Annotated in this window: 15 protein-coding genes; 9 read left to right on the forward strand and 6 right to left on the reverse strand. The window is 62.9% G+C overall.

Going from position 1 to position 14,241, the window contains the following annotated elements:
• The 5 genes from FE811_RS12050 to FE811_RS12070 form a co-directional block, all read left to right on the forward strand.
• On the forward strand, window positions 1-1,810 hold a 1,810-nt coding region (locus FE811_RS12050), incomplete at its 5' end, for a strawberry notch C-terminal domain-containing protein (RefSeq protein WP_181180860.1).
• A 3-nt stretch (window positions 1,811-1,813) separates the two neighbouring features.
• Window positions 1,814-2,845: a toprim domain-containing protein gene (locus tag FE811_RS12055; protein WP_140847776.1), complete on the forward strand. Its 1,032-nt coding sequence runs from the start codon at window positions 1,814-1,816 to the stop codon at window positions 2,843-2,845.
• A 364-nt stretch (window positions 2,846-3,209) separates the two neighbouring features.
• Window positions 3,210-4,142, forward strand: coding sequence for a DUF2493 domain-containing protein (locus FE811_RS12060; protein ID WP_140847779.1), 933 nt, complete (start codon window positions 3,210-3,212; stop codon window positions 4,140-4,142).
• A gap of 373 nt (window positions 4,143-4,515) precedes the next feature.
• Window positions 4,516-4,683, forward strand: a complete 168-nt coding sequence (locus FE811_RS28725; RefSeq protein WP_370362676.1) for a PaeR7I family type II restriction endonuclease — start codon at window positions 4,516-4,518, stop codon at window positions 4,681-4,683.
• A gap of 50 nt (window positions 4,684-4,733) precedes the next feature.
• A complete protein-coding gene (locus FE811_RS12070; protein WP_140847782.1) occupies window positions 4,734-6,752 on the forward strand; it encodes an AAA family ATPase in 2,019 nt (672 codons plus the stop codon).
• A gap of 217 nt (window positions 6,753-6,969) precedes the next feature.
• On the opposite strand, the gene FE811_RS12075 is transcribed toward FE811_RS12070, so the two are convergent.
• Together FE811_RS12075 and FE811_RS12080 are read right to left on the reverse strand one after the other, a co-directional pair.
• Window positions 6,970-7,302, reverse strand: coding sequence for a type II toxin-antitoxin system RelE/ParE family toxin (locus tag FE811_RS12075; protein WP_140847785.1), 333 nt, complete (start codon window positions 7,300-7,302; stop codon window positions 6,970-6,972).
• Entirely contained in the window at window positions 7,302-7,595 is a 294-nt protein-coding gene (locus FE811_RS12080) for a hypothetical protein (protein WP_255469725.1), read from the reverse strand. Before FE811_RS12080 ends, FE811_RS12075 begins: the two co-directional genes overlap by 1 nt.
• A 271-nt stretch (window positions 7,596-7,866) precedes the next feature.
• Between FE811_RS12080 and FE811_RS12085 the strand changes: the two genes are divergently transcribed.
• Window positions 7,867-8,229, forward strand: a complete 363-nt coding sequence (locus FE811_RS12085) for a polymer-forming cytoskeletal protein (protein WP_112312858.1) — start codon at window positions 7,867-7,869, stop codon at window positions 8,227-8,229.
• A gap of 6 nt (window positions 8,230-8,235) precedes the next feature.
• On the opposite strand, the gene FE811_RS12090 is transcribed toward FE811_RS12085, so the two are convergent.
• Complete coding sequence (locus FE811_RS12090; RefSeq protein WP_112312860.1) at window positions 8,236-8,550, reverse strand: WGR domain-containing protein; 315 nt, start codon at window positions 8,548-8,550, stop codon at window positions 8,236-8,238.
• A 42-nt stretch (window positions 8,551-8,592) separates the two neighbouring features.
• Entirely contained in the window at window positions 8,593-8,802 is a 210-nt protein-coding gene (locus FE811_RS12095) for a hypothetical protein (protein ID WP_126976287.1), read from the reverse strand.
• 124 nt (window positions 8,803-8,926) lie between these two features.
• Here FE811_RS12095 and FE811_RS12100 point away from each other — a divergent pair, with 124 nt between their 5' ends.
• Window positions 8,927-9,352, forward strand: coding sequence for a hypothetical protein (locus FE811_RS12100; protein ID WP_112312862.1), 426 nt, complete (start codon window positions 8,927-8,929; stop codon window positions 9,350-9,352).
• A gap of 39 nt (window positions 9,353-9,391) precedes the next feature.
• Here FE811_RS12100 and FE811_RS12105 read toward each other — a convergent pair whose 3' ends face one another.
• Both FE811_RS12105 and FE811_RS12110 read right to left on the reverse strand, forming a co-directional pair.
• Complete coding sequence (locus FE811_RS12105) at window positions 9,392-10,066, reverse strand: hypothetical protein (RefSeq protein ID WP_126976285.1); 675 nt, start codon at window positions 10,064-10,066, stop codon at window positions 9,392-9,394.
• Window positions 10,063-10,827: a ParA family protein gene (locus FE811_RS12110; protein ID WP_161763816.1), complete on the reverse strand. Its 765-nt coding sequence runs from the start codon at window positions 10,825-10,827 to the stop codon at window positions 10,063-10,065. Before FE811_RS12110 ends, FE811_RS12105 begins: the two co-directional genes overlap by 4 nt.
• Window positions 10,828-11,884: 1,057 nt before the next feature.
• On the opposite strand from FE811_RS12110, the gene FE811_RS12115 reads away from it, so the two are divergent.
• Both FE811_RS12115 and FE811_RS12120 read left to right on the forward strand, forming a co-directional pair.
• Window positions 11,885-12,358 (forward strand): hypothetical protein, encoded by a 474-nt coding sequence (locus FE811_RS12115; protein ID WP_164738210.1) that lies wholly within the window; start codon window positions 11,885-11,887, stop codon window positions 12,356-12,358.
• Window positions 12,355-14,232, forward strand: a complete 1,878-nt coding sequence (locus FE811_RS12120) for a relaxase/mobilization nuclease domain-containing protein (RefSeq protein ID WP_140847788.1) — start codon at window positions 12,355-12,357, stop codon at window positions 14,230-14,232. The genes FE811_RS12115 and FE811_RS12120 overlap by 4 nt, the downstream gene beginning before the upstream one ends.
• Window positions 14,233-14,241 lie beyond the last annotated feature (9 nt).

Raw genomic sequence — 14,241 nt, forward strand, 5'->3', positions numbered from 1 at the left:
TAACGCGGACGCGGCATATTATGTCCTCGACTACCTCGCCCATTCCTTCCCGGTGCAGCTCTACGAGCCCTTCACCGACAGCGAGGGCAACCTGTCGTCGCGGCCTGTGGTGCGCGATGGCCAGCCGGTCGAATGTCGCGAGGCCGCCCGCAGGCGCGATGCGCTGATTGAGAAGCTGGCCTCGCTGCCGCCCGTGCCCGGGGCGCTCGATCAGATCGTCCAGCGCTTCGGCACCGATCTCGTGGCCGAGGTCACGGGCCGCTCGCGCCGCATCGTGCGCAAAGGCGAAGGGCATACCGCGCGGCTTGTCGTGGAATCTCGGGCTGGCTCGGCCAACCTGTCCGAGACCGCCGGCTTCATGGATGATCAGAAGCGTATCCTGATCTTCTCGGATGCCGGAGGCACGGGGCGCAGCTATCACGCCGATCTAGGAGCGAAGAACCAGCGCCTGCGGGTCCACTACCTCTTGGAACCAGGCTGGAAGGCCGATGCCGCCATCCAGGGTCTTGGCCGCACCAACCGCACCAATCAGGCGCAGCCGCCGCTCTTCCGGCCGGTGGCCACGGATGTGAAGGCAGAGAAGCGGTTCCTGTCGACCATCGCCCGCCGTCTCGACACACTTGGGGCGATCACGCGTGGCCAACGCCAGACCGGCGGGCAGGGGCTGTTCCGGCCCGAGGACAATCTCGAGTCCTCCTATGCCCGCGACGCTCTGCGCCAGCTTTACCGCCGCATCTATCGCGGCGATGTGGCTGGCTGTTCTCTCGGGGCCTTCGAGGATGCCACCGGTCTCAGCCTGACCGATGACAATGGTCTGAAGGACGACCTGCCGCCGATCACGACCTTCCTCAATCGCCTGCTCGCGCTGACGATCGACATGCAGGCCGTGCTCTTTTCGGCCTTCGAGCAATTGCTCGACCAGCGGATCGAGGGCGCCATCGCCGCCGGGGTCTACGACGTCGGGCTCGAGACGCTGCGCGCCGAGAGCTTCCGCGTCACGGATGCGCGGGTGATCTACACACATCCCGGCTCCGGCGCGGAAACCCAGCTCCTCACCATCGCGGAAAAGCGGCGCAACACGCCGACTTCCCTTGCGGATGCGCTCGACTGGCTCGATGACCCGAAGGCACGCCTGCTGGTCAACAGCCGTTCGGGCCGGGCGGCGGTGCAGGTGCCTGCCACCAGCCTGATGTTGGATGACGGCACCATCGAGCCCCGCTTGCGGCTGATCCGGCCAACGGAGGCCAGCACGGTTCCGGCCAAGATCATGGACGACACTCACTGGCTGGAAGCCGACCACGCGGCCTTCGCTGCCGCTTGGACCGAGGAACTGGCAGAAGTGCCCGAGTTCTCGGAATCCACGCTGCACATCGTGGCGGGCCTGCTGCTGCCGATCTGGAAGCAGCTCCCCCAAGACGAAACCCGCGTCTACCGCCTGCAGACCGATGACGGTCAGCGCATCATCGGCCGCCGGGTCTCGCCCGCCTGGGTCGCGACCACGCTGGCCACCGACGCGCCGAAGCTGACGGCGGCGCAGGTTCATGCCCTTGTTCTCGAGGGCAAGACCGTGGTGCGGCTGGCCGAAGGGATGGAATTGCACCGCTCCCGCGTCATGGGCGTGAACCGGATCGAACTCTCCAGCTTCACCGAAGCGGCGAAGGACCGGCTGAAGGCTGACGGCTTCTTCTCGGAGATCATCAGATGGAAGCTGCGGCTCTTCTGTCCGACCGATCCTACCGGCATCGCCGTGCTGGATCGTCTGCTTGCACGTTGTCCTGTGACGGGACTACATGCACGCGGAGGTTGTTAAACCATGTATTCCGAGACCGACGATGTGATCCGCGCTCTGGCAGAAAATGCCGAAGGCGTGTGTCGCGCCTACCTTCCCGCTGGGCGGCGGGAAGGGTCCTACTGGATCGTGGGCGATCTGCAGAACAATCCCGGCCGGTCGCTCTTCGTGCGGCTGACCGGTCCCGCGTCAGGGCCTGGTGCGGCGGGAAAGTTCACGGACGGCGCCACGGGCGAGCATGGCGATCTTCTCGACATCATCCGCGAGAGGACCGGGATCTCCCGCTTTCCCGACCTTCTGGCTGAAGCCCGTGCGCATCTTGGCCGTCCGCAGCCGGTCCTCCCGGATGCGCAAATGCCGAATAAGGCCAAAGCCCCCGGGGGCACACCAGCGGCGGCGGCGCGATTGTTTGCAGCCGCGGTGCCGGTCGCCGGCACGCTTGCCGACACCTACCTCCGTTCTCGGGGCCTCTCGCAAGGCGGTACGATGCGTGCGCTGCGCTTCCACCCGAAGTGCTGGCATCGGGATGAGGGTCAGACCCGGAGCGTCCCCAGACTGGCGTTGATCGCCGCGGTCACCGATGAGGCAGGGGCCCTGCAGGGCGTGCATCGCACGTGGTTGGCGCGTGACGGTCAGGGAAAGGCGGCTGTCGAGACGCAGCGGCGTGCCATGGGTCACCTCCTCGGCAATGCCGTCAGGCTGACCCCGCATGACGACATCCTCGTTGTCGGCGAAGGCATCGAGACCATGCTGTCCTTGGTCGAGGCAGTGCCCGGCCTTCCCGTCTGGGCGGCGCTCTCATCAGGTCACCTGGGAGCCGTCCTCCTGCCGGAGAGCTTGCAGCGCCTCTACATTGCCATCGACCGCGATCTCGCCGGGCAACGCGCGGCAGAGAGGTTGAGCGCCAGAGCAACCGAGGTCGGGATTGCCGTTCGGGTGGTGGAGCCGCGGCTCGGGGATTTCAACGATGATCTCCGAGCGAACGGCAAGAAGGCGCTGCGCCAGCATCTGGCAGGGCAGATCGGGCCCGAGGATTGGCATCGCCTGACAGGCTGAGCGTCTCCGCGCAAGGGGCTGTTCAGGACAGCGGGACAGGGGCGGACCGGAACCATCGCAGATTTGACCCGTCATCTCCTGCCTCTTCTCGGGGCAGCTCATCCACCCGTCCCCCGAGCGGCCTTCAAGAGATGGGCAGGCGGCCGTCAAAGGTGCCGCCCCTTCAAGGACGGGGAGCGACTGATTTCCGCCAGCGGCAGAGCCGCCTTTGCATCGCGAGACAAATCAGCCGCCCCCCGTCCTCCTCCACATGCGTTCCGGCCCCGAAAGGGGGTGAAGGGGCGTCCCCTCCCACGGCTTTCGCAGCCCATGAAGGCCGCGCGGGATGACGCGCGGACCAGACAGGCTCGGAGGCAAGAAGAAGATGACGATCCACACCCACGACGACGCGTATGAACCCGCCCACACCGCATCCCCGACCGCCCATGCGCTCGATGAGCTGCAGCTCTACGGCTACCGCCCCTTTGACGAGCCCGATCCCCGCCCGATGCCCGATGGGCAGCGCCTCGCGGTCGCCGTCGCCGACATCTTCGATGCCCTCGTCGCGACCCTGGAAGACACCCGTATGGAACCCGACCTCGAAGAGGTGCTCTGGGGCCAGGTCAACCTCTTTCACCGCGCCACGGCCCGGATCGAGCGGTCGCTCGATGAGAACGAGCAGGCGCAGCGCCGCCTCCAGCGCGAGCAGGACGGCTCCGAGGTGAAATCCACCGAGCTCGAGCGCCTGACGGCCGAAGGCCTGACGCTGATCGAACGGCGCAACTGCATGGACATGATGCGCGATCACGCTGCCACGGAGTTCGTCCATCACACGGGATCGACCTGGCGGCCCCGTGCCGGCTCGATGGCGAACCGCCAGCACATGACCGCCGCGCTGATCGACAGCCGCGACTTCCTGGCCGCCAAGCGCCGCGCGGAAACCGAGGTGATGCTGCCCGCAGGTCCCAAGGTCGCCCTCACCGGCGGGGCCGACTTCAACGATCACCGCCTGATCTGGGGCAAGCTCGATCAGGTCCGGACCAAGTATCCCGACATGGTCCTCCTGCACGGGGGAAGCCCCAAGGGTGCAGAGCTCATCGCCGCCAAATGGGCCGAGTCCCGGGGCGTGACGCAGGTCGCTTTCAAGCCTGACTGGACCAAGCACGCCAAGGCAGCCCCCTTCAAGCGCAACGACGCCATGCTGGACGTGCTGCCCGTGGGCGTCCTTGTCTTCCCGGGCAATGGCATCCAGGAGAACCTCGCCGACAAGGCCAAGAAGCTCGGCATCCCCGTGCTGAAGTTCGAGAAGGGGGCGTGAGCCCCCTCAGTATCCGCTTACGGCCCGGAGCTGCCGAGCGGTCCCCAATCGCGCTGCCCTGCAGCATTCGCCAATGCTGTCGTTTGGACGTGGCGCAGCGAGATTGTAATTTGTGGTGTAGCTGCGCCGGACAAAGCGGAGCATGAGGTAGGTGCAGCGCGGGTCATCAAGCATCCAGCGGGATGCCCTCACGATAAGATATGGCCACATCTTGCGCACTCTGGAACGCCTTGCACAATGTGTGCTATAAAGGCAGCATGTTCCTTGAATATTCGACGAGGAATCGCCCTTGACCGCAATGCTCGCCCTCCAGACTGCATTTCCCGGCATCTGTCCGTGAACGAAGCCGTGGAAAAATTGGATCGAAGGCGGGATAGAGGAGCGCGGCGCAATCTACGCGCAGCGCTACGACATTCTGTGCAAGCGCCGAGTGCAGGAAGGACTTTATTCAAGCGCCACCTTTCTCGCGTCACCGCGTGAAGCAGCCAGGACGGCGCGTACAGACATCTCAGCGAGCTTAAATCACTCAAGACCTTCGTGACCCCATTAGCGGGGCATATTGCGGCGGTTGCGGCGAGGTAGGAGGAAAGCATGCGAATTAAGAAAATCCACGTCAAAAATTACCGCTCGATCATCGACGGCGAAGAGTTCGAAATCGACAAGAACAAAACTATCCTGGTAGGCCCCAACGAAGCGGGTAAAACTGCGCTTTTGCAAGCGATCCAGCACCTAAACCCGCCCAGCGGTGTAAAGCCACTCAGTGCGCTGCGGGACTATCCGCGCTCCCGCTACAGCAAGATCACAACGGGCGAAGTTGATCCCGCCGAAACGAAGGTTGTCGAAGCCGAGTTCGAGTTGGACGATGACGATCGCGCGCTTCTCCCCGAGGGTATGAAGTCGGCGAGCTATGTCCTGTGGCGGAACCTCGACAATTCGACAGGCCATCGATTGGTCGGCGTTCCTGCAAAGACGAAATACTCTGACATCGAGAAGGACTTGCTTCGTCTGGCGGCTCACGTTGACGGTCGGTACTCGCCTGCCGAGGGCGCTGCAGAAAGCAAGCCGTCCGACAAGCTCAAGGCCACGACGGCGGGCTGGCACGCTTGGAACATAATCGAAGGAGACAAAGCCAAGGCGTTGTCGGACTGGCTTGAAGCGGCGCTGCCTCTCATTGATGAAGACAATGAGAAAGAAGAAGCGCGCTACGACAGCCTCAAGGCCGCAATTAGTATCGGGGACGCCCGTAACGCCGCGGTTAGGGCGCTTCGGGAGCGCGTCCCGGTTTTCGTCCTGTTCAGCAACTATTTCCGCGTCCGTCCGCTGATCCACCTCAAGCAACTGGCGGCGAGGATCGCGAACGGCACTTTGGACGAAGAGCGGTTTGACTACGGAAATGTTTGCCTCCTGAACCTTCTCGGGTTCACTGCCGCCGAACTTTCCGAAATGGGCACCGCGCCCGATCCCGATGCCAACAATCCTGATGCGATGGAAACCTATCGGGAGAAGCTCGATAAGCGGCAATATCAGCTCAACGCCGCTGAAGTTAGCCTCACGCGCGAAATCAGGTCGGTCTGGAATCCCGATGAAAGCAAGGGTGAAGCCGCCAAGCTGCGGCTGCGCGCGGACGGCCAATATCTCAAAGTGACGGTTGAAGACGACCTCGGCGTAGAAGTTGAACTTGACCAGCGCTCCGAAGGGTTTCAGTGGCTTGTGTCCTTCTTCGTGGTCTTCTTCGCCGAAGCGGAGGGCGACCATAAGAACGCCGTGCTCCTGCTCGATGAGCCAGGGATGAGCCTACACGCACTGAAACAGCGCGAATTCCGGAAAACAATCTCGCGGCTCGCTGCCGACAACCAGACGATCTATTCGACCCATTCACCGTTCCTTGTCGGCCCAGACGAGCTTGATCTCGTCCGCGTCGTCGAGATGGCGAACAGGGAAACGGGAACCAAGGTCCACACGTCCGTCACCGCGAACGATCCTGCGGCTCTACTGCCGCTGCAGGAAGCCCTCGGCTACGACCTCGCCCAGAGCCTCTTCACGCAGAAGCAGAATCTCGTCCTCGAAGGACTTACGGATTACTGGTATGTCGATGCCGTTGCTGCACTTCTGCGGGACTCGGGCGACGTGAATCTTAACGAGAAGATTGCCCTTGTTCCGTCCAACACCGCAAGCAAGGTCGTGTATTTCGCTACGATCCTTCACGCCCAAGGATTAAAGGTGGCGGCGCTCTTGGATTCCGACAGTGCAGGCGACCAAGCAGCGAAGCAGGACACTCTTGTCCACACGCTCGGCAACAAGGGCATATTGCGGACGAAGGACTTCCTCGGCAGTCCCGTCAACGCTGCCGAAATCGAAGACATGCTCCGTGAAACGCTGATCTTCGTCGCCAAGTCGGACTGCGGCTGGGATGTCACCGCCGTTGCGGCGAAGCAGAAAGACCGCCCACTCGTCAACATCTTCAATAGCGAAATTAAGGATTTTTCGAAATACCGTCTCGCAAAAGCTTTCGTTCGCTGGTCACGCGACCATTCCGCCAAAGATTTGACGTCGGATGAGCGCAAACAGTGGGTAAAGCTGATCCAAGCGATCAACTCCGCATTGAAGTAGCTGCAATGAGCAAGTGTTTGAAACACTTTTGAACAATGCGTCAAAGAGTTCGAACGGCCGCTTCACGTGGATTGTGCATCAGCCAAGCCGCACTGCCGCAGGTCCGCTTCCCGCCCATCGCGTCGATGGAAATTACATAATCAAAATTATGCGTCATAGCTTTGTAGCCGCAAAGTAGAACTGTCGCACACGCCCTTCTCGCCACGGCGCACCTCAGTCATCCGCTGAAGGACTTCCTCGCTTCGCCTTCGGTCATCCAGTCCTGCCCACCGAAGGCAATGAGTGCGACGAAGACGCAGTTCTTGTTGAGATCGGCGCGGAACACGACGGTTAGACGATGGCCGCGTCCACCATGACGGACCAGCCATCCGTCCAGCGGTGGCGCCAAGCGAACGCCTGACATCGGGTTGGCAGAGATGTCGGCAATCAGGTCGTCGACCTCATCAAGGCGCCTGCCGGCGGCGTCGAAGTCTCCGCCGGTGACGTCGACGATGTGATCCACCAACGCGGCAAGGTCTTGGTCTACCAAGGGATGTCGAACGATGCGCATCAGGCAGTGGTGCCACCGGCAGCCTTTGCAAGTCGAGCAAGATGCGCGCGCGCGCCTGACGTGATGCTTTCGCCCGTTCGAACGGGTTCCCAGGTATCAGGGGGAAGCGCGAGGCGCCGCTGGACTTCGGCTTCAAAGAGAAGACGCTCCCGCTCCCGCGCTGCCCGCGCGCGTGCCATCTCGCCAGAGACCGCAGCGCTTATGTTCGGATACTCGCCGCTCTCGACCAGCTCTCGGGCGAAGTTGAAAGCTGCATCCGTGAAGCTGACACTCTGTTTGTGTACGCCCATCATCGTCTCCGTCGGTAGTCCATTGGAGCACCATAGCCTTCCCGCTGAATGTTTTCAACAATTGGAAGCGGGCAAGGGTCTGGATGTCATGGCTGAGCGATAGACGCAGAATCTATAGCTCACGAGGGACGACCGGCAGACGATCCTTGCCGGACGAGTTGTGCAATGCCGAGTGCTGCCGCGCTTCTTCGCCGATCACGGCGCCGCGTGTTGCCCTTTCGTTTCGCTTCTGGTCCAGTCATGCAGCACGACGTTGAGCTAAGGCGGCACCAAGATGAATACCCCAAATGGCGACCTCGACCGTTGGCCGGACCCGGCCGTCGCAAACGCTCGCCGCAGCGTCTTCGCGCAGGACCTTGTCGTCGAAGGTGATGCCACCTCCAATGGACCGATCGAGGTCCAAGGCAATGTCGTTGGCTCACTGCGGGCGCCGGAGATCACCGTGGCTGGTTCAGGTCGTGTTGAAGGTTCCGTGGTCGCCCACGACCTCGTCGTGCTCGGGGTGGTTTCCGGCAGGGTCTCAGCGCGAAACGTTCAGCTCGCACCGAGTGCGGTCGTGCAGGCCGACGTCACCCATGAGCAGATCGCCATCGAGGCCGGTGCCGAGCTGGAGGGCAGGCTTCAGCGTAAGGCCTGACAGATCTCACACCACAAGGTCTGGCGGCAGCATTTGGCCAGCAGGCAGATAGCCCCGCCGCATCTTCTGTCGAAGAGTTTGAGATGCCGCCCTCTCCGCTTCTTCCACGGTGGCGCAAGTCTCGAGTCTTGTCCGTCCGTGCGTTCCGATCCGGCCCCAGGTCCGCAAGACGGAGACGTCTCCGAACAGCGTCGCCGCAACATCGATGCAGTAGAATCGCGCCATCTTGTGCTCAGGGTCGATGCGGTGCAGATGTGCCAGAGCCAAGGCGGTCCTCCTCTGCACAGACTCCGCCTTATTGCTCTCCAAGTCTAATTGCATTTCTGAATCGATCCGGGCGGTCCGATTCAGAAAGCTGATGGGTCATGGTGACGGATCGCCCGGTGTTCCCTCGACAACCTCGACCCAGAGGACGCCACGCAGGCTTTCTTCCGGGACCAGCCACACGGTCCTGAACCGGCCATTCACGGTGCGGTGCCGTTCTGCAACGAGTTCCCGGTCTCCGCGGTCGATCCGCCACAGGCGACGATCGATGGTCGGGCTTTTGGAGCTGCTTCTAGCGACCTCTTCCATACCGGCCTCCTGTCATCCGTTGACGGCTAGCGGTCATGGACATGAACTCTGTCAGAACATATCTAACGACATCAGAAGTGGTGCTTTGCTGTCGCCACGCGAACCACGAAAGGCTTTCCTGTCGATGCATGTTCTGTCCCCCGTTCTGGCTGTTTCCGCGCTTGCGGCGATGTCTGTTCCCGTCCACGCGCTCGACGCCTGGACGATAGGTGTCGAACGTGGCCTGCCGACCTACGCGCTCACCAGCGAAGCGGGTGAGGTGCGGCTTGTCTGCGATCCGGATCGCGTCTTTGGGCCAACGCCCAACGGCGCGTTCGTGGTTCGCTTTGTCAAAGACGCCGCACCGGACATGGTCGTCGTTCTCGCAAAGTCGGGCGAACAGGCCCGCCTGCCGGTCAACAACGGCATCGCCGCACAGGCATCGGTTGACGCAGCGGACTGGTCGAAAATGGTGGCTACCTTCCGCTCGGGCGGCGAGTTCGCGCTCGTTACAAGCGCCGACAGTCTGACCTTCGAGACAGCGCCGCTGCCCGATCTTGCCTGCGAGTAACCGGAGGCAGTTCATCGAATTCTGTTGCATTGTCCGGGTCTATCTGACGCGTCGCGCCTCGATCAGCAGCGACGCAATCGCGGCGAGGAAGGCACCAACGATCGTCGCCCGGGCCTCGATCAGCCAAGGGTCATCAAGTGCCGCATGCATAGCCCGGATAGCGGAGCTTTGGGCGTAGACGGTCATCGGTTCGCCGACCGCCATGTCCGATGCTGCCATGGCAAAGATGCGCCTCGCCTCATCGACATGCGGCGCAAGATCATCTTCCGCCAAGAGCCGCCGCAGTTCGGCCCGGGCTTCCTTGGCAAAGGCGCGCAGCATGTAGGCTGGGGTCACGTCGCCCGCGCCAGGGATCTGCTCAAGCTGCTTCTCGATTGCCAGCGGCAGCCGAAAGAGGACCACCAGCTTCTCTTTCCGGGGCCTCGCCAACCCACTGGCAGCACATTCGGGCGGCGAAGCGGGGGACTGCGGCCGACCACTCTCCCCTTCCCTCTTCCCGGCAAACTCCGGGTCGGCCAAGTGCTCCGTCGTCATGTCGGGAAGCTGGGCCTTGCCGCACTCGACATTTCCTCCCTGCTCCGGCGCACGCCGTTCGGCAAGAATGCGCGACTGCACCTCGCGCGATGACCGCAACCGTGCGGCGGAGTTCTGCAGACCTGGTTCTTCCGCTGCCGGGGAGGGTGCGACACGTGCAGGAAGGCGGAAACGGCTCATGCAGGGATCACCTCGTCGATCCCGGTCAGGACAAGTTCCGCAACTACAAGCTGGCGTGTGATGGCATCCGCCACCAGCCGACCGCCGGGTGCTTTGGCGTTGGCGCGGGCCGCCGGTCCAAGGGGGCCGTGATAGCCCAGTTGTTCGAGGATTCTCGAATGCGGAACGATCACGTCGAGATGGTCGAGACGCAGGATCTCTTGCAGCACGTCTTGGTCGCGCTTTGGCAGTTGAGCCATCCCCCCTTCCCGGGTTGCGGCGTCGATGATCTTCGGCCCCGCGTCCATGACGAGGACCCGGACCGCCGGGAACCGCTCGCCCTCGGCAATCGAGGCGCGGAGGTCGTCCATCCAGAGGACGGCGCGATGGGTCATTTCCCATTCGGCGTAGACGGGGCGGGCTGGGATCAGCACCAGATCGGAGATCAGGCAGAAGTCCTCGGTGTCGGTGTGGGTGCCAGGCCGGGTGTCGATCACGACGAGATCGACGCCGCGCGCTTCCTCGGCCTCGAGGAGCGACAGAAGCCCTTCAACACTTTCCGGTGGCGAGAGGATCGCCAGGCTCTCCGGCCAGTCGGGCTTTTGCGCACTCTCCCACGTGGCCAGTTCGAAACTGTCGCGCCAACGGCCGAGTTGAGCGTTCACATCACCGTCGATCAGGGTGACGCTGCGCCCGAGGTTCAGTGCTGCAGATGCGAGAAGCATGGCGGTCGTGGTCTTGCCCGAGCCGCCCTTGGTCTGCACGATGGTAATGACTTGCATGAAATGACGCCTCCACAAACGGTACTCGATACACCTTGCACCGACGCCCGGCGTTCTTTCATGACGCTGCGGAAGGCAGTGCACCGCGGGCAAGCCAAGATCCAGCGAAGCCGTTGTAAAGGCGTCACTAATCCGACCGACGTGCGGTGCGCCGTTTAGGCATAAGGTTGCAGAAACGTCAAATGGCATGTGCTGGAAGTTGTAACACACCGCCGAAGCCTTCATGTTTCCTAAGGATTCCCGCAGCCGTGATGCTGCGGCGCGGCGTCCGAGCACTCCTTCGGCCTAGCCGCAATCGAGGCTATCTGCCTTCCGGCCCGTATGACGGTTTGCATGTCTGCATGCCTGCATAGGTGACAGGCCGCATGCCTGCGTTGGAACCTGTCCGCACGGCTGATCCGAAGGCAGGGTGACATCAGGCCTCTGTCTAGGGACGATCCCGAATATGACCCGCCAACCGGATGCATGCCGGACAATCTGCCTGCTTGCCTGTCGGCCTGCTTGCCAGTTCGCCTAGTGACGGGTTGACGCTACGCCGATCCAGCCTGTGGCTTCATGCCCAAAGCCATTCATCGTCGGCCATCTTCCGCAATGGGCAGGCCTTGAAGCATCTTGAGGCCCCTTCCCCGGCCCCCCTTCTCTTCCCGGGCAGCCCTTCCTTCAGACTGTCGTGCCCGTCCCAACAGCCCTCATGGAGGGACCGCACACTTCTGCAAAGCCCAAGGTTTCAAGGCGCTCGACCACTTTGGTCTCGCGTTGCACGGAGGCCTGACGGCCGGGGCGCAGGGACGCAGTCGGCGGGCAAGCCGCCGACCCCTGACGCCATATTGAGTCCTCACCGGCTGTCCGGTTTCCGCACGCGGGCTCCTCTTCAGAGGAGCGGAAACCGGCCGGTGAGGACGGTTGGCAGGAACGGTGGTGTGTGGTACATGATGCGCAATGACTGCAAAACACATTTAATGATGCAATGCCACGCTCACGCCTGACCTCAACTGAGACTGCAGCCATCACGGCGCGGCTCCTCGCTGGCGAGAGCGTCGCGGCCGTGGCGAGGTCGATGGGCCGTTCCCGCCAGGCGCTGTCACGGATCAAGGGCAGCCTTGATCGGAAGGAGGTGCGGCGGCTTTCGGTAAAGTTGAACATCCGCATCACGGAAGACGAGCATGCAGCCTTTCAGGCGGTTGCCGAAGCAAACGGTCTGACGGTTTCCGAGGCAGTCAGGCATCTGGTCAGACAGGCAAGCGATCGTCTGGCCATCCAGGCAGACGAGCTTGATGCCATCGCTGCAGCCAGGCGGGAATTGTCCGCTGTCGGCAACAACCTCAACCAGATCGCCCGACTGGGGGCGGTCGGTCGTCTGACCTGGAATGCCCGTGATGCCGCCCTGGTGCGCAAGGTCGGAGCGCGGGTCGATGACCTTGTCGAAGAGGTGGTCCACCTCCTCTCGGCGCTGAGGGCCAAGCAGGGACTTGGTGATCAAACCTCTCCTTTCGTTCTTGCCACTGATACTTCTGCCGAGGCGCCGAAATGACCCGGTCGCCTTCCGTCGAGGATCTGGTTCTCGGTCATGTTCTCGACGACCGTCGTCGTGGGCGGGGTGGTGGCGACGGCTCATCGTCCCGTCTCGGCACGCGCAAGGAACGCCAGACCCGGGCGCTTCTGCGAAACGCTGGTGGGCCCCGTGGCTGGCAGTCGGTCGTCAAACGCATCGCCGGCGGCAGCGCCCGCACCCCACAGGAGCTGAAGCGCCTTCTCGACTATGTGGCCCGGGAAGAGGGGGTGCAGAGCACTTGGTGCAACCTGGCGGGCTATGAGCGTGATTTCGATCCTGCCCGAACGGAGCGGACGGCCGATATCTGGTCTTCGACCTGGACAGGTGCGCCGCGTCGGGGGCATGCCGATCACATCGTCCTGAGTTTTCCGCGGGGGGTGGACGCCGAACGTGCTGAGGTCATCGCCCGGGAATGGGGGCAAGCTGTGTTCGGGTCCGGTGAGTATGGGGATGTCTGGCGATACGTTGCTGCCCTGCACAAGGACACTGACCATCTGCATGCGCATTTCGTGGTCGATAAGCATGGCATCGAGGAAGGCCGATTCCTATCGATCTGTCGTCATGCCGCGCTGAACTTCGATGTGATGCGCGAGCTTCACGCCGAGATCAGTCAGTCGCATGGGCTGAACATCCTCGCCTCGTCGCGCCTTTCCCGCGGCATTGTCGAGAACCCGCCGCGCCAATCCGAGCTGCGTGCATCGCGAGAGGGCGGGAAGGCCACGCCACCTCCCCCGCCGCCGCTGTCTGACGGGGAGCGGAGCCGACGGCTCGCCGCGATGCAGGGCTTCGCCCGTGAATACAAGACCCTTGGCGACCTCGCCGGTCTTGCCGCTGCAGCCGGCATCGAGACGGCCACCTCTTCCTACCTTACCCGGCTGGCCCGGGCGCTTGGCGCCTCTGCCGCCGCTCTCAGACAAGGAGTTCCCCTGATGCCCGATCACTCGCTTCATGCCGAAGGCGATCCCGCCGCACGGGTTGAGGCTGCGCGCAGCGAGATGATCGCTTCGGCCACGGAGGCTTGGGAGGCAATCCGTGCCATGGAACCCTCGGCCGAGCGGGTCAATCTTGAACGGAGCTTTGCCGAACAGGCACGCGCCTCCCTGAAACTTGCGCCCGACAGCATCCTCCTTGCGGAGCATGCGCAAGTCGCCGACCGGAGCACCGACCCCTACTACATCCCGACCCTCGCCTCGCTTGCGCGGCTGGAGCAGGGCCAGACCAAGGGCGTTTCTCTCGATGAAGGTCTACGCGCGACCCTTGCCCATGTTCGCGACGAGATCGGCGAACGGCTGACGGCGCTCTTCTCGATCCGGGAAGATGAACTTCGTATAGCAGGCACGTCCATCGAGGAAATGGTTGCGCGGTTCACGTTGGCGGAACGCAGCGAAGGGCAGAGGGCAAGCTGGATCGACGCCCAGCCGAACACGATGCAGAAGGTGTTCTGGATGGAGACGGAGCGTGCAATCGGTCAGGAGATCGATGGCGCGCTCATGGGCCTCGATCTGACCCCTGCCCTTACCGAAGCTCTGGCAAAAGATCAGCTCCTTACCGCCGATCGGCATTTACGCCTGTCAGAGGTACCCGCACTCGAGGCCATAGTCGACCGGATGCATGACACCCTGAAGCCTGAGGACCTGGACCGCGTTCGGTCAGGGGACCTCGCTCCGCTCAACGAACAGGTCCGAGATCCGGCGCTCAGGGCTGCGGTGGCACATGAGTTGAAGAACGAAGGTGACCTTGGCGCATCCAGCGAGGTCGGACCATGGGCAGATCTGGCACGGGCGCAGCAACGCGCCGCCGAATTGGGGCAGCGTGACCGCACCGCCGAACGCGACACCGGCCACGAACTCTGAGGACAGACC

Source organism: Paracoccus sp. FO-3 (genome assembly GCF_006386455.1).
Classification (GTDB): Bacteria; Pseudomonadota; Alphaproteobacteria; order Rhodobacterales; family Rhodobacteraceae; genus Paracoccus; species Paracoccus versutus.